Source organism: Lacrimispora sp. 38-1 (assembly GCF_049890855.1).
Lineage (GTDB): Bacteria > Bacillota > Clostridia > Lachnospirales > Lachnospiraceae > Lacrimispora.
Genome location: NZ_JBANEW010000032.1, coordinates 38,296 through 64,352 on the forward strand (window position 1 = coordinate 38,296; position 26,057 = coordinate 64,352).

Annotated in this window: 23 protein-coding genes; 7 read left to right on the plus strand and 16 right to left on the minus strand. The window is 43.1% G+C overall.

Features of this window, described 5'->3' with window-relative positions:
- Positions 1 to 8: 8 nt before the first annotated feature.
- From V7D18_RS07335 to V7D18_RS07365, 7 genes are read right to left on the minus strand one after another with little or no spacing between them, the layout of a single operon-like run.
- Positions 9 to 1,913: a DUF5702 domain-containing protein gene (locus V7D18_RS07335; RefSeq protein WP_426152925.1), complete on the minus strand. Its 1,905-nt coding sequence runs from the start codon at positions 1,911 to 1,913 to the stop codon at positions 9 to 11.
- Positions 1,913 to 2,086, minus strand: a complete 174-nt coding sequence (locus V7D18_RS07340; RefSeq protein WP_117418860.1) for a Flp1 family type IVb pilin — start codon at positions 2,084 to 2,086, stop codon at positions 1,913 to 1,915. The genes V7D18_RS07335 and V7D18_RS07340 overlap by 1 nt, the downstream gene beginning before the upstream one ends.
- A 27-nt stretch (positions 2,087 to 2,113) precedes the next feature.
- On the minus strand, positions 2,114 to 3,376 hold the full coding sequence (locus V7D18_RS07345) for an immunoglobulin-like domain-containing protein (RefSeq protein WP_426152927.1): 1,263 nt from the start codon (positions 3,374 to 3,376) through the stop codon (positions 2,114 to 2,116).
- Positions 3,377 to 3,388: 12 nt separating this feature from the next.
- Positions 3,389 to 4,201 (minus strand): type II secretion system F family protein, encoded by an 813-nt coding sequence (locus V7D18_RS07350; protein ID WP_426152929.1) that lies wholly within the window; start codon positions 4,199 to 4,201, stop codon positions 3,389 to 3,391.
- Complete coding sequence (locus V7D18_RS07355; protein WP_426153108.1) at positions 4,116 to 5,312, minus strand: CpaF family protein; 1,197 nt, start codon at positions 5,310 to 5,312, stop codon at positions 4,116 to 4,118. The genes V7D18_RS07350 and V7D18_RS07355 overlap by 86 nt, the downstream gene beginning before the upstream one ends.
- Positions 5,313 to 5,349: 37 nt before the next feature.
- Positions 5,350 to 6,351 carry a hypothetical protein gene (locus V7D18_RS07360; RefSeq protein WP_426152931.1) on the minus strand — a complete coding sequence of 334 codons (1,002 nt, stop codon included), beginning with the start codon at positions 6,349 to 6,351 and terminating at the stop codon, positions 5,350 to 5,352.
- 12 nt (positions 6,352 to 6,363) lie between these two features.
- Positions 6,364 to 6,876, minus strand: a complete 513-nt coding sequence (locus tag V7D18_RS07365; RefSeq protein WP_426152933.1) for a prepilin peptidase — start codon at positions 6,874 to 6,876, stop codon at positions 6,364 to 6,366.
- A gap of 370 nt (positions 6,877 to 7,246) precedes the next feature.
- Between V7D18_RS07365 and V7D18_RS07370 the strand changes: the two genes are divergently transcribed.
- From V7D18_RS07370 to V7D18_RS07385, 4 genes are all read left to right on the plus strand, one after another.
- The gene (locus tag V7D18_RS07370; protein ID WP_426152935.1) at positions 7,247 to 7,648 is read left to right on the plus strand and encodes an ArsR/SmtB family transcription factor; all 402 of its coding nucleotides are present in this window, start codon (positions 7,247 to 7,249) and stop codon (positions 7,646 to 7,648) included.
- A gap of 71 nt (positions 7,649 to 7,719) precedes the next feature.
- Positions 7,720 to 7,938, plus strand: coding sequence for a YaaL family protein (locus tag V7D18_RS07375; RefSeq protein WP_426152937.1), 219 nt, complete (start codon positions 7,720 to 7,722; stop codon positions 7,936 to 7,938).
- 87 nt (positions 7,939 to 8,025) lie between these two features.
- Positions 8,026 to 9,936: a 1,4-alpha-glucan branching protein GlgB gene (gene glgB, locus V7D18_RS07380; protein ID WP_426152939.1), complete on the plus strand. Its 1,911-nt coding sequence runs from the start codon at positions 8,026 to 8,028 to the stop codon at positions 9,934 to 9,936.
- 129 nt (positions 9,937 to 10,065) lie between these two features.
- On the plus strand, positions 10,066 to 10,815 hold the full coding sequence (locus V7D18_RS07385; RefSeq protein ID WP_426152941.1) for a phosphotransferase family protein: 750 nt from the start codon (positions 10,066 to 10,068) through the stop codon (positions 10,813 to 10,815).
- 45 nt (positions 10,816 to 10,860) lie between these two features.
- Here the strand turns inward: V7D18_RS07385 and V7D18_RS07390 are convergent, their stop codons facing one another.
- From V7D18_RS07390 to V7D18_RS07415, 6 genes are all read right to left on the minus strand, one after another.
- Complete coding sequence (locus tag V7D18_RS07390; RefSeq protein WP_426152943.1) at positions 10,861 to 12,618, minus strand: ABC transporter ATP-binding protein; 1,758 nt, start codon at positions 12,616 to 12,618, stop codon at positions 10,861 to 10,863.
- Complete coding sequence (locus V7D18_RS07395) at positions 12,615 to 14,348, minus strand: ABC transporter ATP-binding protein (protein ID WP_426152945.1); 1,734 nt, start codon at positions 14,346 to 14,348, stop codon at positions 12,615 to 12,617. Before V7D18_RS07395 ends, V7D18_RS07390 begins: the two co-directional genes overlap by 4 nt.
- Positions 14,345 to 14,755 carry a DUF3783 domain-containing protein gene (locus V7D18_RS07400; RefSeq protein WP_426152947.1) on the minus strand — a complete coding sequence of 137 codons (411 nt, stop codon included), beginning with the start codon at positions 14,753 to 14,755 and terminating at the stop codon, positions 14,345 to 14,347. The genes V7D18_RS07395 and V7D18_RS07400 overlap by 4 nt, the downstream gene beginning before the upstream one ends.
- 215 nt (positions 14,756 to 14,970) lie before the next feature.
- On the minus strand, positions 14,971 to 15,258 hold the full coding sequence (gene spoVG, locus V7D18_RS07405) for a septation regulator SpoVG (protein WP_104439707.1): 288 nt from the start codon (positions 15,256 to 15,258) through the stop codon (positions 14,971 to 14,973).
- 26 nt (positions 15,259 to 15,284) lie between these two features.
- Positions 15,285 to 16,406, minus strand: a complete 1,122-nt coding sequence (glgD, locus tag V7D18_RS07410; protein ID WP_426152950.1) for a glucose-1-phosphate adenylyltransferase subunit GlgD — start codon at positions 16,404 to 16,406, stop codon at positions 15,285 to 15,287.
- Positions 16,403 to 17,677 (minus strand): glucose-1-phosphate adenylyltransferase, encoded by a 1,275-nt coding sequence (locus V7D18_RS07415; protein WP_426152952.1) that lies wholly within the window; start codon positions 17,675 to 17,677, stop codon positions 16,403 to 16,405. The genes glgD and V7D18_RS07415 overlap by 4 nt, the downstream gene beginning before the upstream one ends.
- A 244-nt stretch (positions 17,678 to 17,921) precedes the next feature.
- On the opposite strand from V7D18_RS07415, the gene asnS reads away from it, so the two are divergent.
- The 3 genes from asnS (at position 17,922) to V7D18_RS07430 (ending at position 22,416) form a co-directional block, all read left to right on the plus strand.
- Positions 17,922 to 19,313: an asparagine--tRNA ligase gene (gene asnS / locus V7D18_RS07420; protein WP_426152953.1), complete on the plus strand. Its 1,392-nt coding sequence runs from the start codon at positions 17,922 to 17,924 to the stop codon at positions 19,311 to 19,313.
- A gap of 166 nt (positions 19,314 to 19,479) precedes the next feature.
- Entirely contained in the window at positions 19,480 to 20,550 is a 1,071-nt protein-coding gene (locus tag V7D18_RS07425; protein WP_426153110.1) for a metallophosphoesterase family protein, read from the plus strand.
- Between the two features lie 3 nt (positions 20,551 to 20,553).
- Positions 20,554 to 22,416: an ATP-binding protein gene (locus V7D18_RS07430; protein ID WP_426152955.1), complete on the plus strand. Its 1,863-nt coding sequence runs from the start codon at positions 20,554 to 20,556 to the stop codon at positions 22,414 to 22,416.
- A gap of 41 nt (positions 22,417 to 22,457) precedes the next feature.
- On the opposite strand, the gene brnQ is transcribed toward V7D18_RS07430, so the two are convergent.
- The 3 genes from brnQ to V7D18_RS07445 all read right to left on the minus strand — a co-directional run bounded on the left by brnQ (position 22,458) and on the right by V7D18_RS07445 (position 26,035).
- Positions 22,458 to 23,777 carry a branched-chain amino acid transport system II carrier protein gene (gene brnQ / locus V7D18_RS07435; RefSeq protein ID WP_426152957.1) on the minus strand — a complete coding sequence of 440 codons (1,320 nt, stop codon included), beginning with the start codon at positions 23,775 to 23,777 and terminating at the stop codon, positions 22,458 to 22,460.
- A gap of 17 nt (positions 23,778 to 23,794) precedes the next feature.
- A complete protein-coding gene (locus V7D18_RS07440; RefSeq protein WP_288827435.1) occupies positions 23,795 to 24,973 on the minus strand; it encodes a ribose-phosphate pyrophosphokinase in 1,179 nt (392 codons plus the stop codon).
- A gap of 72 nt (positions 24,974 to 25,045) precedes the next feature.
- Positions 25,046 to 26,035, minus strand: a complete 990-nt coding sequence (locus V7D18_RS07445; protein ID WP_426152959.1) for an ATP-binding protein — start codon at positions 26,033 to 26,035, stop codon at positions 25,046 to 25,048.
- Positions 26,036 to 26,057: the final 22 nt, after the last annotated feature.

Genomic DNA, 26,057 nt, shown 5'->3' on the forward strand with positions numbered 1-26,057 from the left:
TCGCCTCCTTAATATGCTTTTTCTGTCCGTACGTCGATACGAAAAACAGGTTCCAGCCCTCCGAAAAAGAAATGCCGCGAAACACCTGTTCCTTTCATTTCCGCCCGATATATACAATGGGACATGCGAAACTCTTCATCTGCTGCACAAAGATTCATCTGAATGATATCCATAAGACGGTAATACTGCAGGCTGCTGTGGGAGACAAAAAGAATCAGTTTTAAATATCCGGTATAATCAACGCCGTTATTGTCACTTCCCCCTCCCTCAAACTTCCCCTGGCTTCCCGAGTCCAGCAAACTCCCAAGTGAAAGCCTCCAGTTTTCCTTTGATTTGATAAGGGAGACCTTTTCACCCTGAAGAAGACGCCTTATATCAACAATGGCTTCCCCCATTGCCCATATGCTCATTACGAAAAAAGCCACAAGTCCGGTAAGAGGCGTGAGTCCGGTAACGCCGGTAATTACTCCTGCCAAAGCATTTGCTTCTTCTCTTTTTTCCTGGTCCGTCAAAATATGCACCAGATTCAGACCCTCCCTCATAACCAGAATATCGGATACGGCCTGAGAAAAATTTTTCTCATCGGTATTCTTACCTGCAATTAAGTATTCCATCTCATACTTGACATCCTTACCTTCTTCTGATAAAAAGTTAGTCAGAAAACGTCCACAGTACTCCTCAAATAAAATTCGGTCTATTAATCCGTCAATCTCTCCCTGTTCTCCTGTATAAAGCAGGGATGGAAATGAGTTATTATTTAAAACTCCTTTTGATACCTCCTTCCCTTCCGGAAGAACCAGAGCCATTAGGCCGTTTTTTACAAGATCCTGCACCTTTTCTAATATTTTTTCTTTTTCAGGATCTTTTACACCGTTGGTATAGGAAAGGGCAGAAATATGTATCTCACACCAGATATCCCTAACCGAGCCCCATAGTTCGGATAAATCAGGCCCATCATCATCATCATCATCATCATCATCGTCTGAACTGCTATCCCATTCATCTATAATTTGTTCTACCTCCATAGCCCGGTCTTTCGAACGTTCTATCTTTTCCTTAATATGAATGACCTCTCCCTCAAGAGCTTCAACTTCCTTTCTCCTCTCTCCATCCTGCCTGACGTAGGAGTCATACCAGTCTGTGTCACTGCTTATTGTTTTTTGAACCGGGGCGCTTAGCTGGTTCATGGCTTCTGCTTTTTTGTTTTTTGTATTTTGTAATTGGATATTTAATTCATCTGCAATGTCACCGTAAGTTTTTATAAGGGTTGGAATCCGGTTAATCTCTTTCTTTAAATCGTCCGCTTTTTCTATGAATCCATACCCATCGTAATTGTTTAAACATGAATCCGCCTCCTGCCATATTTGCTTTTGCTTTTCTAAGGAACTATTTATGTCCTCAATCACATGCTCAAGACGTACTGCTTCCTTTGTGTGTTCCACATAGGATTTAGAAAGATCTTTTACGGCTGCGGCTTCCTTAAGATCTGCAAGCATTGTAACGGCTCCAGCCTCATCTGGTATATGATCAAAAATACCGTACTTCATATAATCCAGTATTTCCTGCTTCATGTATTTCCCTCTGCCATCGGTTATCTGAACACGCTGCATCAGATTTGTACTCTCTATATTCATAGAATACCAGCCGGAATGTTCCATGTAAGGTTTTATATAATCCAGCCAGTCCTGTTCCAATTGATCGCCGCTTTTATCCTCCAGAAGAAAGATCCGGTACTTATCCCATGCCTCTCTGTGATATTTGCTGAATACAGAATCCATGGCAGAATCCGCTGCAAGCTTCAAATACCATCTTGTCCCGGCAGTCCGTGCGGACTCTAAAAGTCCGCACATCAGACTGAGAATGCATAAAAGAGTTAAGCTGAGAAAGACCGTTATATGGCCATTGTTATGCATTAATACACCTCTTTCGACTGCTTGTTAATCTCTTCAAAAATACTATCCAGCAGTTTTTTGATGTTGGTTTTGAAAATAATCACAAGACCAATTAAAACCACCAGAATCAATACAATTTCGATAACCCCTACTCCATCCTCCTCTCTTATAAAGTCTTTGATCTGTTCTCTCATTGATACAGCCATGGTATCACCTCCTCTCTAGTAAAATGCAAGAAATGCTGGAACTACTATCATAATCATAACCACTAAAAGCATTAGAAGGAGTGGAAGCAAAAGTCTGGTTCCCGCCTCTTCTCCCAGCTTCCTCGCTGCATTCTTTCTCTGCTCAAATGCAGAGGCCATCTCAATATCAAGCGCATTTCTCAGCTGTCTGCCTCCGTTTTTTTGATTTTGCTCCAGTAAAGCTGCAAGCTTTATATATGGCTGAAGTCCGCACCGCCTTCCAAATTCACTGTAAGCACGACCTTCGGACAGACCGCTTTTTATCTGCGTTGCTGACTTAACCATCTCTTCGTAGGCAGGACGAATCGTCTGCTTTCCGTTTTTAAGTGACTCCCCATAACCGGCAGCAATCCGATCCCATGCTCCCCTGACTGTATAGCCTGCTCCAATATAGACCACAAGTTTTGAAACCACTTCTGAATAATCCAGTAAAAGCTGCTGTTCTCTCAACCTGCCTGCTTTCTGCTTTTCAACCTGGGTCCTGACCTGTAAAAGAACTGCCAGTGCAAAACCAAGCACAGGCAATATCCCATAGCTTCCATCCCTGGGTTTAAAATACTTAAGTTTCTGTCCTTCAAATTCCTGAGGTAAAATCAGCGCATCCTCCGTCTGCTGCATTGCATCAATCTCATTAGTCCATTTTCGAAAAGCAGCCTTCTGCTTCTCTTCCATTGTCAGGGCAGGTGGAATTACCTTACTTTTAAATTGATATCCATGCTCATGGATCCCGTCCGATACTGTTGCAATGATCATAATTTCTTTTCCCCCATCAGGAAGATCCTCGTTATAAACCGTGCCAAAGGAATCAATCAGGTCAGGATCACTTGTCTCCCAGCGGACCGATAGTCCGAAGCTGTCCAGTCTCGTTTTAAAATTCAGATTATGTTTTATGGTATTAAGGGAATCATTCTCTGAAAGCATCTGAGTTTCCAGCTCGTTTTTCAGTCTGCTAAAGAGATCTTCTGCTTCTTCTTCTGTATAATGACGCTCCCGAACTGGAATTTCTATCAATAATTTCTTATCATCCTGTTCTTTATCCAGTCCTTTTACTAAAACTTCATAAATGCTTTCTCCCTGCCCGGGTCCCGCTCTTTTTAATCCATATTCTTCGAACTCATTCTGCCTGCCCCATAGAGAGACAACCTCCATAACTACATACAAAAGTACTCCGCCTGCCATGCATACAGCCTGTATCTTTGTTACAGGCAATTTCCATCTGATTTTTAACTGATCTTTCATCCAACCTCCTGGTTATATTTCAATATCCATAATCCGCTTTGCTGTCCAAAAAGCAACCATATATATCACCATGCAGATGGTCATTAGAATTCTTCCTGCACCTGTGGTATACATGATCTGAAAAAAACCTGGAGAGGTGAAGTCTATATAAATGACAATTAAAAAAGGAATCACATTCATGATCTTTAGTTCGAACTGTTTAGAAGCCGTTATGGTAAGAATTTCCTGTCTTACCTGCACCTTATCCCTGATCACATCTGCGGTATGGCTGATAATAGAAACCAGCTCTCCTCCACTTCGTTTTGCGGTGGAAAACACCTCTGCAAAATTCTTTACATCATCCAGACCGCTTCTTAAGGCAAATTCAAGAAATGCCTGCTCCACCGACCGGTTAATACGAATCTGGCTTTCAATCAACTGAAATTCCTTCGTTATAAGCCCCTCCCCGCCATAAAGAACAGACAGCTCTCTTGAAGAGGAAAGCAATGCGTTTTCAACGGAATATCCGGCACTCAAAAAAGAGGATAGAAGTAAAATGCCTTCTTTAAATTCCAGATTCAGCTGCCTGAGCCGCTTTTCTTTTAATTCTTTTCTTTTTGTAAATGGAACAATTATTCCGAACGGAATAAAAATCAGAAATACCGCCAGACTGCGATAGAAAATATATGAAAATAGTGCTGCGATTAATACCCCCTGTCCGCAATAAACAATCCATTCCCTCAGAGACAGGATATATGTATCATAATTCAATGCCTGCTGCTTTGAGTTTTTCTGTATTTTTAAGACTCCCCACTTTTTTAAGGCTTCCACAAACTGTCCTGGCATTACCCTGCTCCGTCTTTTCTTCCTCAAATCTATAAAGGGGATTAAGTCTGATTTCACCATCTTCATAGCCTGCTACCTCCACAATAGACAGTACCCGTCTGCTTTTATCTCTCAGTCTTCCTAAATGAATCAAGACATCAATCGCAGCTGCAACCTGGCTGCGTACAGCCAAAAGAGGAATGTCTGCTCCCATGAGCACCATGGTCTCCAGTCTGGACAGCATATCCTTAGGGCTGTTGCCGTGTCCTGTGCTTAAGCTTCCGTCATGTCCCGTATTCATGGCAGAAATCATATCAAGCGCTTCTTTACCTCTGACTTCACCTACAATGATCCTGGATGGATTCATACGAAGAGCTGCCCTGATTAAATCACCAATCGTCACCTCTCCCTCCCCTTCTCCATTGGCACCTCTTGTCTCTAACCGGACCAGGTTGGGGATGTGAGTGATTTGAAGCTCTGCCGAGTCCTCTATGGTTACTATGCGCTCATTTTTTGGTATATAAGCTGAAAGAGCATTTAAAAAAGTACTCTTGCCGGAATTTGTTCCGCCGCTGATAAAAATGTTATATCCGGCTTCCACAATAATTTTTAAAAAATCTGCTGCTTCTCTGGTAATCGAACCAAGCTTTAAAAGTCTGTCTATGGTTATAGGCTCCGGAAACTTTCTGATTGTGACAGCCGGACCGTCAATGGAAACCGGCGGCAGCACAACATGAACTCTGGATCCATCAGCCAGCCTGGCATCTGCTATGGGTCTCGAAACATTCACAGTCCTGTTTATACGGCTGACAATCTGCTGAATCATATCTTCCAGCTGTTCCTGATTCTCAAACACCTTCTCCCAACGTTCCATATGTCCGTTTCTTTCAACAAAAATCTGATTTGCCCCATTTACCATAATTTCCGTCACTGTTTTATCATCTACCAGTTCCTGAAGTACACCTAAGCGCCTGAAGGAATCAAACAACCAGCCCCGCAGCAGCAGCTTTTCTCTTAATGGCAGATACTCTGTCATTCCCAGTTTTATTATCTTCTCATCTATCATGGTATACAGCTCTTCGTCTGATATCTGCTGATGCTGATTTAATTCCAACATGATTTCTTCCCGCATTGCTCTGCGCTGTTCCTCTTTCAAATCCTATCCCTCCCTATAACTGCTTTCTTAAGAGCTGCCGGGTAAAATCTCCTAATTCGCTCCATAAAAGCTGATCCAGATAATTGTCTCTCCTGCCAAAGGTACAATGATAGGGAAGTTTGATTTTCTGAATTCGCTTCAACATGGTATCATGACCTGAGGCCGCCAGATATGTCTCAAATTCCTCTACCTTGGCAGCTGATACACAGTCTTCTTTTACCGGCATATAGATTCCGTCACATACTTCAAGAACATCCGCCGCTCTTTTCCCCATCTGTCCCAGATCAAGTATGATGGTGCCGTATGTGCTTTGTTCCGATATCTGCCTGATTAATCCTGCTATCTCCTGTGATGAAACGAAAGCAAGATCTTCCGGATACTGAACCGGAGGTACATAATCTAAATTACCCCATGTATAAATGGCAGCACCAAGCCTGCTAAAGGAAAAGGTCCCCTGCCTGTAATAATAAAACAGGTCTGACATTCCCCTCTCGTACTCTTCCCCTGTTAATCCTGCCAGGCCGGAGCAGTCTTCCAGATTTAAATAAAGAACTTTTAAATCCCGGGTGAGAAGCTGTGCCATGGTCAGAGAAAAAGATGTCTTTAAGCAGCGGTTTACCGGCGAATAAACGCCTACCACCCTGCTTCTTTCAGACAGTACGGTATACCCCTGGTCTTCTGATACCACACAGTATTCCTCCATAATTTCCCGAAGAAGGTGATCAGCAGCCTGATACTTATAAACACAGGGATACGGTTCACCGAAAGAAATCATCTTCTCTTCTGTAAGAAGAACCACCCTGTCCGCTCCTATCTGTTCAATCTCCTCGTTTGATACACCGGAGCTGATAAGAAGAAGCTCTATGTCATGATCACTGCTGTAATTGATCAGTTCCTTAAGCGAAGTAAAGGACACAATGGATATGGGAACACGTTCCTTATCATTCACAAATTCTGCAAACTGTTCCCCAAATGCAGAATCCGCATCGTATACCGCCATAATACGTTTTTTCATAGCAACCTCCTGTTAAAAGAAAACAACAGCAAGAACCACTCCTGAAAACATGCATAATCCCAATGGTATTACTGCATCGTACCCATTCAGGGAGGAACTATAATAAGCTGTAATTTTTTTTGTTTGAAATATGGACCTGATATAGGTCAGAAAATAAGAAAACCGCTGAAAGGCACAGCCTTTTACAATCATTAGAACCAGGGACCAGAATGCCCCTATTAAAAATCCCCATGCGACCGCTGCAAAACCGGTGCCAAATCCCAGATAACCGCATATCAGGGAAATAATCTTAATATCACCTGCACCGATCATACGGCATATAAACAAGAAAAAAAACGCCGCTGTAACTACCAGGAACCGGCATGCAAAAAATATCATCTCCTGCAGTACAGCCTCACCGCCTCCATTCCCGCCCGCATCCAGCCAGGATAAAAAAAGTCCGGCTGCTATACCGGCAAGCACCAGCCAATTTGGTATCCGGTGTTCTCTTATATCAAAATAAGAACCGGCTGCCAGTATAAACAATAATACTACGATTTTAACAATACCACCTCCTCTTCCCTAAACTTTAAATCTGGAAATAATGCCGGAAAATCGGCTTTGGATCATGGAACAATGAATTCCATGTCATTGAATATGAGAAAGTCCGTATACAGAATGTATTCGGGATTCTGACCCTATTATGCACAAGATGATAACAAAAGTCAACTGTTTTTTACAATTTTTTCCAGAAACACAAAAACGGAACAACACCATCTGACAATATTTTTATTGTTATATTTTACAATTTTTTATTATAATTTTAAAATATATAAGTAATTTTATACAATTTTAGTTGACCTTTCCCTGTCCGGATGTTAATATAATATTAGTTCACTATTTTAAACCAAAGGAGATGTTTCAGGTGGCAAATGGAGATTTTTCCGAGCTCTTTAAAAGCTGCATGCCGCTTTTTATTGCCTTAGGAGACGAGGTCCGGCTTACAATTATCGAAGTTCTTGCCAAGACTGATTCGTTCCAGACAGAAGGCTTAACTTACATGGGGGATCAGACCGCAGTCCGGGGGATGAATGTGAATGAAATCACGGACAGAACAAGTTTATCCCGCCCGGCTATTTCTCATCATTTAAAGATACTGAAGGAAGCAGGACTGGTATCCGCCAGGCAGGAAGGAACTGCCAATTATTACTTCCTTACCTTTGGAGAAAGCACAAAAAAACTGTGCACTCTTGGGCAGTATCTCCAGAATTTTATGGATCCAGTCCAAATAATTTATGGAGATTCAGGCAATAGATGAATAAAGTTCCAATTTCCAGATATACTGAGATTTATAGGAACCTCGTTAATACGTTATCTGGAGATGATCATATGAAAAATTTATTGTTAGGAAAACACTTTTCCCTTACGGAAGAGGAACGAAATTTACGCAATGAGATTGAACGTTCCAAAACCGCCATTGATGCAGCAAGGAATCATTTTGAGCAGGTCGTTGACCCGACGTTAATTGACTGCTATATCTACGAGCTTAATGCCGCACAGCTTCGTTACCAGTTTCTTTTGCGCCGTTTTAAAAGCCGTGAGGTATAATCAGCCACAAATTCCGCTTTGATACGGACCTGTTATAAACGCTGTTTCAGCCTGTGGAATCGTGTACCAAAATGGAGGGGTGAGCAAATGGAAGATTTAACAAAAGAATTGGAAACAGGTTTTATTACGGAACTTGACCGGTATTTGTACAACAACGGCCGGCATTACGAGATTTATGAAAAACTGGGTGCTCATCCGAAAACATACAACGGAAAACAGGGGATGTATTTTGCAGTCTGGGCTCCTCATGCCAGCCAGGTTGGCGTAGTCGGTGATTTCAACGGCTGGAACCCCGACTTAAATCCTATGGTTTCCCTGGCCGACTCGGGGATCTGGGAAGTATTTGTACCGGAGGTCGGTATGGGTCAGCTGTATAAATATTCTGTGACCACAAGCAGCGGAAAGATTCTCTTTAAAGCGGATCCCTATGCTTTTTATGCGGAATTCCGCCCCCAGACTGCATCTGTTACTTACGATTTATCCTCATACCGGTGGAAAGACCAGACATGGTTGAAAGAAAGAGAAAAGCAGGATCCTTTATCCGGGCCTGTCAGCATTTATGAAGTCCACTTAGGATCATGGAAGAGAAAAAACCGGGAAGATAAAGAAGGTTTTTATACATACAAAGAAGCCGCTCATGAACTGGCGGAATATATAAAGGATATGGGTTATACCCACATAGAGCTTCTGGGCATTGCTGAGCATCCATACGATGGTTCCTGGGGATATCAGGTAACTGGTTATTATGCTCCTACTTCCCGTTATGGGACTCCGGACGAGTTCATGTATTTTGTTGATTACATGCACCAGAATGGAATTGGAGTCATATTGGACTGGGTTCCTGCACATTTTCCAAAAGATGCTCACGGACTTTCCGAATTTGATGGGGAAGCCTGTTACGAATACGCAGATCCTCGCAAAGGGGAGCATCCGGACTGGGGGACAAAGGTCTTTGATTACAGCAAATATGAGGTAGATAATTTTCTTATTGCCAACGCTCTCTACTGGGTGGAAAAGTATCATGTAGACGGGTTGAGAGTGGATGCCGTCGCTTCCATGCTGTATCTGGACTACGGAAGAGACCAGGGCGAGTGGGTTAAAAACTGCTGCGGTGGAAACGAAAATCTTGAAGCCATCGAATTCTTTAAGCATTTAAACAGTGTGATAAAGAAACGAGGAAAAGGAGCCGTTGTTATTGCAGAAGAATCCACCGCCTGGCCTAAGGTTACGGACCAGCCTGAGAATTCCGGACTGGGTTTTACTTTTAAGTGGAATATGGGCTGGATGCATGATTTTCTGGAGTACATGAAACTGGATCCCTATTTCAGAAAATATAATCACCATAAAATGACTTTCGGACTTACATATTTTACCAGTGAAAAATATATACTTGTATTGTCCCATGATGAAGTCGTTCATCTAAAAGGCTCCATGATCAATAAAATGCCCGGACTTCTGGAGGATAAGTTTTCTAATTTAAAGCTTGGTTATACTTTCATGCTCGGACACCCGGGAAAGAAGCTGCTTTTTATGGGACAGGATTTCGGTCAGTTCCATGAGTGGGATGAAAAGGACTCCCTAGACTGGTATCTGGCCAGGGAACCTCTTGGGGAAAATCTGCTTAATTATGTCAGAGACCTTCTTCACCTATACCGGAAATTCCCTGCACTTTATGATAATGATTACGTCTGGGAGGGATTCTCCTGGGTAAATGCCAATGACAATGAACATAGTATTTTCAGTTTTATCCGGCATGGTAAGAGCAGCCAGAACAGCCTGCTGTTTGTTTTGAACTTTACTCCTGTCAAGCGGCCCGAGTACCGGGTGGGCGTTCCCAAACAGGGAAAATACACCCTTGTTCTTGATACCTCTCACGGACTGTATGAAAAAGACAAAACAGCTCTGGTTTATAAATCTGAAAAGACTCCATGGGATGGCCAGGATAATTCCATTGCGTATCCGCTTCCGGCTTATGGAGCCGCCATATTTTGTTTTTGATTTGCTAATTATTTGGTTATATTTTATAAATTTTTCTATAATTCACTATACTTTTTCGTTATTTAGTAGTAAAATATAGGTAAGAAATTACATAATATGCTAGATTCAAAGACGGAAGGAGAGGTTCATATGGCAGCAGAATTAATCGCTACAACAGCAACAAAAAAGGTCTTTCACGATGGTGAAAAGGCAATCAAGGTTTTCAACGCTGAAGTTCCTAAGGCTGAAGTTTTAAATGAAGCACTGATCAGCGCCAGAGTAGAAGAAGTCGGCGGCATTAACGTTCCCAGAGTACTGGAAGTCGGTGTTTTTGATAACCAGTGGTCCATTACCTTTGATTTTATTGAAGGAAAAACCCTCCAGCAGCTTATGGATGAGAATCCTGAAAAACTGCCAGAATATATGGAACAGATGGTCAATCTTCATCTCAATGTCATGTCTAAGCATTGTCCTCATTTAAATAAGCTGAAAGATAAGATATCCAAGCAGATCCAGGATATTGAAGAGCTTGGTGACGTAACAAGATATGACATGCGCACTCAGCTTGACAGCATGCCAAAGCACACAAAACTCTGTCACGGCGATTTTAACCCCTCCAACATTATCGTAAAAAGCGATGGTACAATGTATGTTCTGGACTGGGTTCATGCCACTCAGGGCAATGCCAGTGCAGATGTTGCAAGAACCTATCTGCTGTTCTGTCTGCAGGATCAGACTAAGGCAGATATGTATATGAACCTGTTCTGTAAGAAGACCGGAACTGCGAAAAAATATGTTCAGTCATGGCTTCCCATTGTTGCAGCTGCCCAGCTTTCCAAAAAACGGCCGGAAGAAGCAGAGCTTCTGAATAAATGGGCTGGAGTCTGTGATTATCAGTAATGAGATGTTCAAAAGGGAACGGACCTTAAGTCGTCCGCTCCCTTTTTATGAATCATATTGTGCCATAACCATTTCATAATATCTGCCCCGTTTTTCCATCAGACTCTGATGAGTTCCCTGTTCCGCAACTTCGCCCTGATGTATAACCGCTATTAAATCCGCATTCTGAATGGTAGAAAGACGGTGTGCAATCACAAAACAGGTTTTTCCAGCCATCAGGCGGCGCATGGCCTGCTGTATGCGGATTTCAGTTCTTGTGTCCACATTAGATGTTGCTTCGTCCAGAATCAGTATTTTGGAGTCCAGGAGCATGGCTCTTGCAATGGTTAAAAGCTGCTTCTGTCCCTTAGAAATATTAGTTCCATCTTCTTTTAAAATGGTATCATAACCATTCGGCAGCTGTTCGATAAAAGAATGAATCCGTGCAGCCTTAGCCGCTTCCATCACTTCCTCCAAAGTTGCGCCTTCTTTACCATAAGCCAGATTTTCATAGATTGTTCCCTGAAAAAGCCAGGTTTCCTGTAATACCATGGAAAAGGCCTTTCGAAGGCTCTCCCTTGTGACATCTCTTATATCCAGCCCATCAATTAAAATTTTGCCTCCATTCACATCGTAGAAGCGCATCAGAAGATTTATGATTGTTGTTTTACCCGCTCCTGTGGGACCCACTATTGCAATCAGCCTTCCAGGCTCCGCTTTTAAGGATAAATCCTGCAGTATGGGTTTTCCAGGTTCATATCCGAAATTCACATGAAAGATCTCCACACAGCCTCTGACCGGGTGATTTAAGTCAGAAAGCACTACCGCATCTCTTCTGTCTTCCTGCTCCGGAATTTCATCTATAAGCTTAAACACCCTCTCTGCTGCAGCAAGAGCAGACTGAAGATCATTCATGATATTTGCCGCTTCATTAATGGGACCGGAAAACTTTCTTGAATAAAGAACAAATGAGGAAATCTGTCCCACTGTCATGGAACCGGTCAGATAAAGGAACGCTCCAAATATGCTGATTAAGGTCAGGGATAAATTGTTAATGAAATTTACCATGGGTCCTGTCATGCTTCCATAATATTCTGATTTGTAGTAGCTTTCCACTGCCTCTCTGTTCCGGATGGAGAATTTACTGATTACCTCTTCTTCCTCACAATAGGCTTTAATGGTTTTCTGCCCCGTCACCTTCTCTTCCACGAAGCCATTGAGCGCTCCAAGACTTTTCGACCGTGCCCGAAATAAAGGACGTGTGCGGCTTGTGATAAATCTGGTCATCAGACCTGATAAGGGCACCGTTATTGCGAATACCAGCACCAGTCTGGGGGAGATAATTACCATCATATAAAGAGCTCCCACAACCGTCACCAGAGTGGTAAGAATCTGAATTAAGTCACTGGAAAGTGATTCATTCACCGTATCAATATCATAAGATATCCGGCTTATAATATCTCCTGTCTGGTGGGTGTCATAATATCCGGCAGGCAGGCTGAGCATCCGGTCAAACACATCCTTGCGCATCTCATATACCACCTTACGGCTGATGGTGATCATCAATACCGACAGGATATAAGACAGGACGGAGGATGCCAGATAGAATACTGCCATTAGGCCTGCATATTGAAACACGCGCGGGAAATTTACCAGTCCTTTTCCAGGTTCTATCGCATCAACAGCATAGCCGGAAAGCAGCGGTCCCAACAGTGCAAGCAGATTGCCGGCTATTGTCATAACAAAAGCAAGAAGGAGCAGAAACCGGTACTTCATAAGATAAGGCAGCAGGCGTTTTATTGTGCTTTTGTGTAAGTCCTTCATCCGTTTTCTCCCCTTTCCGCTCCCATCTGGGAAATAAAAATTTCCCGGTAGCCTTCACAGGTTTTCATCAATTCCTCATGAGTTCCCATACCAATAGCAGCACCGTCTTCCAGTACCAGAATCTGATTTAAGTTCATAACAGAGCTCACTCTCTGGGCGATGAGTATGCAGGTAGTATAGGAAAAATTCTCCCTTAATTCTTTTCTTAACAGAGAATCCGTTTTGTAGTCCAGAGCACTGGAAGAATCGTCAAGTATCAGAATTTCAGGTTGGGCGGCAAGAGCCCTGGCTATCAGGATTCTCTGCTTCTGACCTCCGCTTAAATTTGCACCCCGGATATTTAATGATTCTAAAATCCCTCCTTTCTCACCGATAAAATCAAGTGCCCTTGCAAATCCTGCTGCTGCAACTGCCTCCTGCTCAGAAATATTTCTTCCCATTCGGATATTTTCCAATATGGATTCTTCAAATATCACATCATTTTGAAAAACCGTTCCAAACCCGGACCTTAATTCTTTAAGACTCATAGTTCGGATATCCCGTCCATTCATGCGAATAACGCCCTCATCCGGATCGTAATACCTCATAAGCAGATTCACCACTGTAGATTTCCCAGAACCGGTTGCTCCTATAATACCCAGCGTTTCTCCTTTTCCCAGCTTAAAAGTGATATCTCTTAAATGATTCCCGGTGCCGTCATAGGAAAAGGAAATATGGTCAAATTCCAGAAATGAGTCCTCTTTTTCCTCCTCTTCTAAAACAGGTGCAAGCTGAAAAGACGTCTCATCCTCACTTTCCAGGATCCTGTCGATCCTCTCCGCAGACGCTGCTGCCTTTGATGCAATAACGAACATCCTGGAAATAGACATCAGCGCATTTAAAATAATTGTAAAGTAAGTCATGAATGCCAGTATAGTACCCACTTTGGACAGCCCTGCATTAACCCGGTATGCCCCTGCAACCACCACGCATACCAGACCCATATTAAGAAATAAGTTCATGGCGGGGTTGGTTATGGCTGTTGTGACCGTTGCACGTTTTTCCCAGTCCACCACATCCCGATTGCTTTTATCAAACCGGTTCCGTTCAAAGTCCTCTTTAGAAAGTGCTTTAATCACACGAATTCCGGCTATATCTTCCCGAATAAGCCTTACAAATCCATCCACGTTTTCCTGCAGCTGAGTAAACAGCGGTATACTTTTTTTTGAAACGGTAATAACCACGGCTGTAAGAAGGGGAAGAACAGCTAAAAGAATACAGGCCAGAACCGGATCCAGTAATAGCGTCATAATAATTCCACCCACCAGTAAAATGGGTGCCCGGACCCCAAGCCTCTGAATTCTCCCAATCATCTGATGAACATGATAAGTATCGCTGGTAAGCCTGGAGATCAGGGAGGGTCTGGTTATTTCATCTGCCTGCCGGTTCGAAAGAACCATCACTTTCCGGAACAGATCTTCACGGATGGTAAATATGGAATCACTTGCCACTCTCGCAGCCATACGGTTTGCAATAATACTTAATGTCACCGCCAGCACAGAACATACAAACATGAATATTCCCCACATAAAAATCTCTTCTTTCTTTCCAGACGGAATTACTACATCAATCATGCGGGCCAGTGTCCAGGGAAGAAAGAGATCCATCAGTGTTCCAGAAAATTTAATGAAAAAGCCCACTGTCATCCGTAGATAATAGGGCTTTAAATAGTACGTAATAATTCGTTTCATGACTCTTCTTTGCCAGACATGGTCTCATGCTCTTTTTTTAGTTCCTGATACAATTCATAGAAACTCCATTTTGAGTTGGTATCTGTTATCACAGCCTTTAAGGCTATTTTTGATACCCCTGACCGCTTTAAATTCATCAGAAGTTCATCAATCCGCCTGCTGGAGAAATTCTTCATTATCAGAACCTCTTCCTCTACAACCGGACATTCTTGTGCGGGCTGTTCCCCGAATCCGTCGAGTCCTGCCAGCCAGCCTATCTTCTGGTCTGTCTGATCCGGAGAAATATTCTTAATACGGATTCCCATTCGAACGAGAACTGCCTTTAACCTGGCAATCCTGGTGTCATTCCCTTTCTGACTGTCCTTTTCCGGGCAATAGTATAATACCATTTCCTTCTTTACTGACATTTCCTCTCCTCCTGCTGTCTATAACAGTTGTCTGCGAAGTTCTTCGCCGTCTAACATGCTTAACAGCCATAATTAATCTGCCTTTCCAAAAATTGTTACTTTCTATTATAGTTTACAGGAAGTCCGGTGTAAATCCTGTATCTCATTGATTTTATAGGAAAAAAAAATCCGCAGCCGGATAAAACCGGTCTGCGGTTTAAAAATTCTATAGTTACTTAAGCAAATGCTGCTGCAACCTCCGGCATCTCAAGCGCTGTGGTCTCATACTTATCCAAAATTACTCTCTGGATCATATCCCGGGTTCCGGAATTAATAGGATGTGCAATATCCCGGTATTCCCCGTCTGCAGCCTTGCGGCTTGGCATGGCAATAAACAGGCCTTTCTCTCCTTCAATTACCTTAATATCATGAATCACAAATTCATTGTCCAGTGTTATGGATACAATTGCTTTCATCTTACCCTCTTTTTCGATGCGTCTAACTCTTACGTCTGTAATCTGCATGTTAAAGCCCCTTCCCGTCACATTTCCTATAATGTGTATCTTTCGTTTTTTTCTATGACAATTTTTACATTGTCTGGCGTTCCTATATAGGTGGTATTGGCCCGGATTGTATCCCGGCTTTCCACAATACAGTTTTCTATAACCGTATTGTCTCCTATATAAACATCATTTAAAATGATGGAATTCCTGATGACACAGTTGTTGCCGATGTATGCCTTTTTAAATAATACGGAGTTTTCAACTACTCCATTGACAATACTTCCGCTGGATATCAGACTGTTCTTCACAGCAGCTCCAGGATTATACTTAGCTGGTGGCAGGTCGTCAATTTTAGAATAAACATCCGGATACTGCCGGAAGAAATAATCCCTGACCTCTGGTTTTAAAAAGTCCATATTGGTATTATAATAGGACTCCACAGAAGCAATGTTTCTCCAGTAAGTATTCATACGGTAGGCATAGATTCTCTTCAGATTCCGATAGCGGACGAGAATGTCACTAACGAAATCATACCGGTCTTCCATGGCACACCGCTCAATTAACTCAATCAGCTGGCGTCTGCGAATCACATAGATACCGCAGGAAACCGTATTGGAGGAGGCAACCATAGGCTTCTCTTCAAAATCTGTAATTCTCCCATCGTCATTGGTTTTCACAATTCCGAAGCGGGTCGTATCTTCCCCTGCCGGAAGTTCCGTACAGACAACGGTAATATCAGCCTTCTTTTCAATATGATATTCCAGGACTTTTCCATAATCCAGCTTATAGATTCCATCCCCTGCAGCGATAACCACATATGGCTCATGGCTGTTTTTTAAGAATATCAGATTCTGATAAAGGGCGTCGGCAGTTCCCCTGTACCAGTCGCTGCTTTCTGCTGTAATGGTGGGAGTAAATACATACAAGCCTCCCTGCTTTCTTCCGAAATCCCACCACTTTGACGAGCTTAAATGCAGATGAAGAGATCTGGAATTATACTGGGTAAGCACCGCCACATTCTGAATATGGGAGTTTGTCATATTACTGAGTGCAAAATCAATGCTGCGGTAGTTCCCTGCTATGGGCATAGCGGCAATGGCCCTTTTATTGGATAATTCCCTCATTCTTTTGCTGTTTCCGCCTGCTAATACAATTCCTATAGCTCTCATCTCATACCACCTGCCTTTATGATGTAGTCACCGCCTGTCAACTCCCCATCGGGATAATCCTCCGGCCTGGTCTCTCCAACAATTGCTGTGTTCTTTCCCACCTTTACTTTATCTGGTATGACGGAATTTTCTCCGATAGTCACCAGGTCAAACTGATAGACCTTTGGATCATACTTGCTTGGCGCAAAGTCACCTGCTCCCAGTTCACAATCCGCACCGATGATAACATTCTCAGCGATGATTGCTTTATTGATCCTGGTGTTCTCCCCTATCACACATTCTCTCATGATAATGGAATCTTCGATTACAGCTCCTGATTTGATTACTACACCGGCACCGATGACGGAGTTATGAACCTCTCCCCAGATCTCAGTTCCTTCTCCGATGATACTACGGTCAATAACAGCCTCTTCTGCTACATACTGGGGCGGAATAATATCACTCTTCGTATAAATCTTCCAGTACTCTTCATAAAGATTAAACTCCGGAATGATATCGATCAGCTCCATATTTGCTTCCCAGTAAGAACTTAAGGTACCTACATCCTTCCAATAGCCGTTATACTCGTAAGCAAACACCCTGTTTCCCGATTCGAAGCAGTAAGGAATAATATGTTTGCCAAAATCACAGCCAGGAACATCCGACATGCGGATTAAAGCTTCCTTTAAAATCTTCCAGCTGAATATGTAGATACCCATGGAAGCAAGATTGCTTCTGGGATTGGCGGGTTTTTCCTCGAATTCTGTAATCCGGTTATTCTCATCGGTTATCAGAATTCCAAACCGGCTGGCCTCTTCAATAGGGACCGGCATGGCAGCAATAGTGATATCAGCATTATTTGCTTTGTGATACTCCAGCATAACTTCATAATCCATCTTATAAATATGATCCCCTGAAAGGATAAGAACGTAATCCGGATTATAGGTTTCCATATACTCCAGGTTCTGATAGATGGCATTGGCTGTACCGGTATACCAGTCACTCCCCTTGCTTCTTTCATATGGAGGCAGAATCGTGACACCGCCAACGTTACGGTCTAAATCCCACGGGATACCTATCCCGATATGAGTGTTTAAACGCAATGGCTGATACTGAGTCAGGACCCCTACTGTATCGACTCCTGAATTGATGCAATTGCTGAGCGGAAAATCGATGATACGGTATTTTCCGCCAAAGGATACTGCGGGTTTTGCCACCTTCTGCGTCAGTACACCTAAACGGCTGCCCTGACCGCCCGCAAGAAGCATGGCAATCATCTCTTTTTTAATCACGTTATCACCTCTTGCTGTTGATATTTATTGTACTAGCATTATACCACACATTCGTAGAATAGTGAACAAATTTTTGAATTATTGTGATAATTTTTTGTGCATTTTCCGACATTTTTCATGCTTTTGTCATTTCTTTTACATTTTAGCATTTATCCGGCGTTTTTGCTCCCCTCCCCCTTGAATCGAGGCTGAAAATACAGTATAATCTTATTAAGTATGCGAACATGTAAAAGGAGAAGCTATTATGGATTTAACCACAGTAAGACAAATATATAGAGACAAAGATTCATTTCTTAACAAGGAAGTTACAATCGGGGGCTGGGTGAGAAGCTTGAGGGATTCCAAAACCTTCGGTTTCATCGTCTTAAATGACGGAAGCTATTTTGATACCCTTCAGATCGTATATCATGACACAATGGAGAACTTTTCAGACATATCAAAGCTGAACGTAGGCGCTGCAATTATCGTCACCGGTACCCTTGTTCCGACACCGGAAGCCAAACAGCCTTTTGAGATACAGGCCGCAAAAATCGACATTGAAGGTTCCTCTGCTCCGGATTATCCTCTTCAGAAAAAGCGTCATTCCTTTGAATATTTAAGAACCATCTCTCATCTGCGTCCCAGAACGAATACGTTTCAGGCAGTATTCCGGGTGCGTTCTCTCATTGCCTATGCCATCCATCAGTTCTTCCAGGAGAGGGATTTTGTCTATGTACACACCCCGCTCATCACAGGAAGTGACTGTGAAGGTGCCGGAGAGATGTTCCAGGTTACAACCTTGGATTTAAAGAATATTCCCATGACCCAGGAGGGTGCTGTGGACTTTACCCAGGATTTCTTCGGAAAACCTACCAATTTAACCGTAAGCGGACAGCTGAACGCCGAGACCTATGCGATGGCCTTCCGGAATGTCTATACCTTTGGTCCTACTTTCCGTGCTGAAAACTCCAATACAACCCGGCACGCTGCTGAATTCTGGATGATTGAGCCGGAGATGGCATTTGCTGACCTGCAGGATGATATGGAACTGGCTGAATCCATGCTAAAATATGTGATCCGTTACGTTCTTGAGCATGCTCCGGAAGAGATGAACTTCTTTAACCAGTTTGTGGACAAGGAACTGTTAGACAGGCTGAATCATGTACTAAATTCTGAATTCGCTCATGTGACTTATACGGAAGCGGTTGAACTTTTAGAGAAGCACAATGAAGAATTTGATTATAAAGTATTCTGGGGCTGTGACTTACAGACAGAGCATGAACGCTATTTAACAGAACAGCTCTTTAAAAAACCGGTATTTGTTACTGATTATCCAAAGGAAATCAAGGCATTTTACATGAAGATGAACCCGGATAACAAAACCGTTGCCGCTGTTGACTGCCTGGTTCCCGGAATCGGTGAGATCATAGGCGGAAGCCAGAGAGAAGATAACTTAGACAAGCTTACCGCACGTATGGATGAGCTTGGACTTAAGAAAGAAGATTATGATTTCTACCTTGACTTAAGAAAATACGGTTCTACCCGCCATGCGGGATTCGGACTTGGATTTGAACGCTGCGTCATGTATTTAACCGGCATGGCCAATATCCGCGACGTCGTTCCATTCCCGAGAACCGTTAACAACTGCGAATTATAAGCCGCTGAGGCTGCTGCCAATAAATCAGACAGCCTCTTTATACGGGAACCATGTATGAAGGGAGTTTGGAATTTCTTTTATATGTGGTTCCAAGTCTATGAAAGAGGAATACGTACAGCAGGCATCAGGTTCTTTCATGCAGTGCTGTACAAGCGAGGTATTGACGATGAAATTCATACATATTGCAGATGTTCACTGGGGCATGAGCCCTGACAGCGATAAACCCTGGAGCCGGGAACGTTTCCAGGATATAAAGGACACCTTTTCAAAGGCCGTAAACCAGGCTAAGACTCTGGAAGCTGACTGTCTTTTTATTTCCGGTGATCTTTTTCACCGCCAGCCCCTTGCCAGAGATTTAAAAGAGGTTAATTATTTATTTTCAACCATTCCGGGAGTGCGTGTGGTCATCATTGCCGGAAATCATGACCGAATCCGTAATAACTCCGCCCTTTTAAGCTTTACCTGGGCTCCAAACGTGACTTATATCATGGGAGAAGAGCTGGAAAGCGTTTATTTTAAAGAGATCAATACGGAAGTCTACGGCTTCAGCTATCACTCTGTTGAAATACCGGAAAACCGCCTTGACCACTTGAAAGTGCCTAACAACGGAAGAATTCACGTTCTTTTAGGTCACGGAGGAGATGCCAATCATATCCCCTTTGATAAAGGCGCCATGTCAAATCTTGACTTTTCCTACATTGCCATGGGACACATTCACCGCCCTGAGATTCTTATTGAAAACCGTATGGCATTTGCGGGTTCTCTGGAACCTCTGGACAAAACAGAATCCGGTCCTCACGGCATTATGGTAGGAGAGATCAATGAGGTGACCCGTATGGTAACTTCATTAAAATTCATTCCTCTCGCAAGGCTTCAGTACATCTCTCTTGCAGTCAATGTTACCCCTGCCACCACGAATACAGAACTTGCCATGAAAATCACCCAGGAAATTCAGAACCGTGGCGGAGATAACATTTACCGGTTTCGCATACGGGGTATGAGAGATCCTGATATTACTTTTGATTTGGATATGTTGTCTGCCCGCTTTAAAATTCTGGAAATCATTGACGAATCGGAACCACAATATAATTTCTCCGCTCTCTTTGCTGAACACCCAAGCGACATGATCGGCTTCTTTATTCAGGCACTTCAGAAGCCTGAGATGAGCGGGGTGGAGAAGAAAGCGCTTTATTACGGAATCAATGCTTTGCTTCGTACTACGGATGAAAGGAGCTGACCCATGAAAATACTGGACATCTACATCAATGGATTTGGGAAATTCCATGGCAGGAACTTAACGTTTCATGATGGAATCAACATTGTTTACGGAAAAAATGAGGCTGGAAAATCCACAATCCATACGTTTATCCGCAGCATGCTCTTTGGAATCGAACGGCAAAGAGGCAGAGCTTCCAGAAATGATCTCTACTCCCGTTTTGAACCATGGGAAAACAGCGGGACCTACGAAGGCCAGATCCGCGTGGAACATAAGGAACATACCTACCGCATCGAACGCACCTTTCAGAAGAACAAAAAAGAGTTTAAAGTGGTAGATGAAACGGCAGGACGAGAAATCGAGCCCACGAAAGCGTTTTTAGATGATCTTCTGTGCGGATTAAGCGAGACCTCCTACGTCAACACCATCAGCATCGGCCAGTTAAAAAGTGCCACTGATGAAGGCATGGTAACAGAGCTGAAAAACTATATTGCAAACTTAAATACAACGGGCAATCTCGCACTTAACATCACCAAAGCCGCCGCCTGCTTAAAGTCCCAGAGAAAAGAGCTGGAGGCCCAGATGGTGCCGGAAGCAGCCCGCACCTATACCTCGTTATTAAGTGAAATCCGCAATATAGAAAAGGAGATTTCAGCCCCTGAGTATGAAAACCAGATTCAGACCTATCAGAAGCTCCGCGTGGATATGAAGACTGATTTGGAAGAACGGCAGGCGGAAAAGGAAGAGCTGATCAAAAAAGTGGCAAAAGGCCGGCAGGTTCTCACAAGCAACCAGTTTACCGATCACGAATCGATTCAATTTTATTCACAGAAGGCAAAGGAACATTATGATGATTACATGGAGGCCGAGGCAGCCTGTAACCGCAGGCCAAGAAAGATTGCCTCCGCTTTTTCATTAATTATTGCAACACTTTTGCTTTGCAGCACCGGTATTATTTACTATATGGGGGAATCTAATTATTTCTCCGCGTATTACGGAGTTGATCTCATTCTGCTTCTGAGTATTTTCGTGAGCGGCGCTCTTATTTTCTATCTGATCGGCTTAATCCTATTTCTAAGACTTCGCCATCACCTGAAGGATATGGAAATGAGCGGCAAGATACTTCAGGAGATCCTGTCCAGGCACTTAGGGGATACAGACATTTCACCGGATGCCATACAGGCGTTCCAGAACCGCATGGCAGAATTCACCCGGCTCTGTTCTGCTGTCTCCAAATCGGAAGATGCCATCAGTCAGAAAGCTGCTGAGATTGAAGAACTGAATAAAAAGCTGGAAGGCTGCGGAGTGACCATTGAAACGCAGCAAAAAAGCCAGTGGGAGCTGGAAAAGAAGCTGGATCATCTCTCCGGCTGTAAGACTCAGGCGGAAGGGCTGAAGCACATTCTTGCTGAAAATGACCGTATACGGGAAGAAATCTCTGCTGTAGACTTAGCACTGGAAACCATGACCAACTTATCTTCATCCATACGGGACTCTTTCGGACTTTACTTAAATAAGGCAGCCTCTGATTTAATAGCCGGAATCACAGGCGGGATCTACACCAGCATGAGCGTAGATGAAAACCTGAATATCTTTTTAAATACCAAAACCAAGCTGGTTCCTTTAGAGCAGGTCAGCAGCGGAACAATGGACCAGGTTTATCTGGCGCTTCGTCTGGCTGCTGCTACCTTAATTCAGACAGGCGATGAAAAGATGCCCTTTATCTTCGATGACAGCTTTGTCCTTTATGATGACGACAGACTTAAGACCGGTTTAAAATGGCTGTCAGCTACTTATACCAATCAGATTATTATTTTCACCTGCCACCAGCGGGAGGCTCAGATGATGACTGCCAACTTAATGCCTTATCATTTAATCGAAATATAAGAAAATCCCTGAAAGAGGTTTTAATCTCTCTCAGGGATTTTCTATTTATCACAGGTCTTAACTGACCCGGTTATAACTCCGATTATGGCTCCGATTACAATGCCAAAAGCTGAAGGAAAAATCCAGCCAAGTCCCGCCGTATAAAACGGAAGCTTTATAAGCAGGGCATGTAAAAATCTAGCTCCTGCCTGTTCCAATGCCAGAAGCACTCCTGTAATTCCGGTTAAGCCCATGGTACAGACATAGACCGCTCTCCAGCGTTTCCCATCGCGAAATGCGAAAGAAAGTATAATCAGTACAATGGAAACCGGATAAAGAGCATTTAAAACCGGAACTGATATCTCCAGTATCTTATTAAGTCCTGCATTGGAAATAATCAGACTGACCAGGGCGAATAAAAAAGCCCACGTCCGGTATCCTACCTTTGGTATAATGGTACAGAAATACTTGCTGCAGCAGCTGATCAGACCGATGCAGGTATTCAGGCATGCGATGAAAAAAACAACCGCAAGCAGAACAAGACCGGCTTTTCCATATAAGAACTGTACCGCCTGGTTTAGGGTCTGAGCACCATTCTCAGCTGTACCGAATGCGCCGCCCGTCACTGCTCCTACATGAGATAAGGCACTGTAGACCAGTAAAAGGATTCCACCTGCGAAAAAACCGGCCCGAATGGTCTCCCTGACCACATCCGTTTCTTTTTTTACACCCATAGCTTTAATATTAAGCGATATAATAATGCCGAAATTTAAAGCTGCAATGGTGTCCATGGTCATATAGCCTTCCAGAAAGCCTTTGATAAACGGTGCCTTCTGATATGCCTCTGAAGGCTGTCCATATACCCCTGCCGGGTGAATGATACACCCTGCAAAGATCACTGCTATCAGAACCAAAAGTATGGGGGTCAGAATCTTACCCAGACGGTCGGTCAGCTTATCAGGTTTTAAAGCTATTACAAATGCAATGGAAAAAAACACCACTGAGTACAAAAACTGCATCAGCCCGCTTGAGCTCCCCTCCTTTAGAAAAGGAACTACTGCCATTTCAAAGGACGTGCTTGCAGTTCTGGGAATGGCAAGGCATGGTCCGATGGATAAATAAATTAGAAAGGTAAAAATAAAAGCAAATTTCGGGTGAACCCGTCCCGCCAGCTTATCCAGTCCGCCGGACTGGGCTACTGCTACGACTCCTAACACAGGAAAGCCAATTGCGGTTACTGCAAAACCTGCCACTGCAATCCAGGAAGCTGTTCCTGCTGATGCCCCCAAAAAGGGTGGGAATATCAGATTTCCCGCCCCAAAAAACATGGAGAATACTGTCAGACCCGCTAAAACTAATTTTTCTTTTGTTAATCGCTCCATAGTCCCCCCTCCATATATTAACGGTCTCCGGCACGGTAACGCTCCAGCAGACGGTTGATTCTGGTAGTTGGATTGAGCAGACCGCTCAGGGAAGCATCATGGTTTAAATTGTCAATTATAAGGGCAATGTATTTGCTCATATCAACATTGATATAATAAGGTCTGGACAGAAGATCCGGTGTCTGGTATACCAGATTGGTGGTTAAAATCCTGTCGATTAAACCATTTTCATAATATTCATCAAACTTTGCAAGACCGTTGGTAAAGAGTCCGAACGTAGCGCATACAAATACTTTTCTGGCCTTTCTCCGCTTCAGCTCTTTTGCAACGTCAAGCATACTTTCGCCAGAGGAGATCATGTCATCAACAATGATTACATCTTTGCCTTCCACGCTGCTTCCCAAAAATTCATGAGCAACGATTGGGTTACGACCATTTATAATCTGGGTATAATCACGCCGCTTGTAGAACATACCCATATCAAGTCCCAGTACATTGGCAAAGAATACTGCACGTCCCATCCCGCCTTCGTCCGGGCTGATTACCATCATATGCTCGCTGTCAATATCCAGTTCCTTCTCTTCCTTTAATAAGTATTTAATAAACTGGTAAATTGGCTGAACAGTCTCAAAACCTTTTAAAGGAATGGCATTCTGCACTCTGGGATCATGGGCATCAAAGGTAATAATGTTTTCCACACCCATATTCACAAGCTCACGAAGCGCCAAAGCACAGTCAAGAGATTCTCTTCTGGAACGCTTATGCTGACGGCTCTCATATAAGAAAGGCATGATCACATTAATACGTCTTGGTTTGCCTGCAGATGCTGCGATCACACGCTTTAAATCCTGAAAATGATCATCAGGGGACATGTGGTTGGTCATCCCGCACAGAGAATAGGTCAGACTGTAGTTGCACACGTCAACCATGATATAAAGATCATCGCCCCGCACTGACTGCTGCAGGGTTCCTTTCGCCTCTCCGGTTCCAAATCTGGGGGTACTGGCTCCAATGATGTAAGTATCTCTCTGATAACCGGAAAAAGCGATGGTAGATTTATGTTCACTTTCCCGATCCTGTCTCCATGCTACCAGGTAATCATTCACTTTTTCTCCCAGTTCCTTGCAGCTTTTTAAAGGAATTAAGCCCAATGGTCCAACCGGAATGGTTTCTATCGTTTTCTCTTCGTAAAGCATTTGTTTCTCCTCCAACGTGTCCTTATGCAATGCAACGGTTCTTTTATAACATTATGCGCGAAAATAGTCAAGTTAATCGGATAGTTTTTTCCTGATCCTGATATCATCTCCGTAAAGAGGAATCACGGTATAGCGGCTGATCAGCCTGGAGGTAACACGCTCCGTATACCGGTCTCTCAGTTCATTGATCGGATGATTGGTGGATATAATTGTGGACTTTGAAGAATTAAGCCGTTCATTAATGCAGTAAAAAAGTTCGGAAGAGGTAAAGCTGTTATTTAACTCTGTTCCCAGATCATCGATGATTAAAAGATCGCAGTCCAGAATGTACTGATACATTCCTTTCATATCATCCTCATCCTGATAATCAAACCGGTTTTTTGAAAATACTTCAAAGAGGTCATTGGCAGATAAATAGATCACGGAGTAAAATTTATCGATCAGCTCTTTGGCTATACAGTTTGTTAAAAAAGTCTTCCCAACTCCTGTCGGTCCTGTAAACAGCAGATTACCATGGTCTTTGGATAGATTTTTAATAAAATTTTTACAGGTATCCGTTACCTGTATCATATACTGTTTCACTGTCCTGTTTAAAACTGGAATTACTCTGGTATCATCAAAATATTCATAGGAAAATGTATCAAAATTCTCAACAGCAATGATCTGTTCAATATTGGACTGTGCGTATAAATATTTCATCTCTGACTGACGGAAGCAGTGACACTTAACTCCCTTAGCATACCCGGTATCTTTACAGTCCTTACATAAGTACTGCATCTCCATAAAATCTGCCGGATAACCGTAGGACTTTAAAAGAACCGTCTTCTGTTCCCGCAGATCTGCAATTTCATCTCTCAGCTCTTTTAAAGCTTCCTTATCTCCGTCCAAAAGTCTTCGGGCGCAGACGACTGCTCTGGTGCTGATGGAATCATCAAGTTCCTTTATCACAGGTATCTTATTATAAACTTGTGCAATCCGCTTTTCCTGTTCATGCCGGTTCTTTAACTGCTGCTGCCCGTAAGCCCGCATGATGGCATCATATTGTGAATTGCTCAGTGCCATAATTACCTCCGTTCCTGTTGTG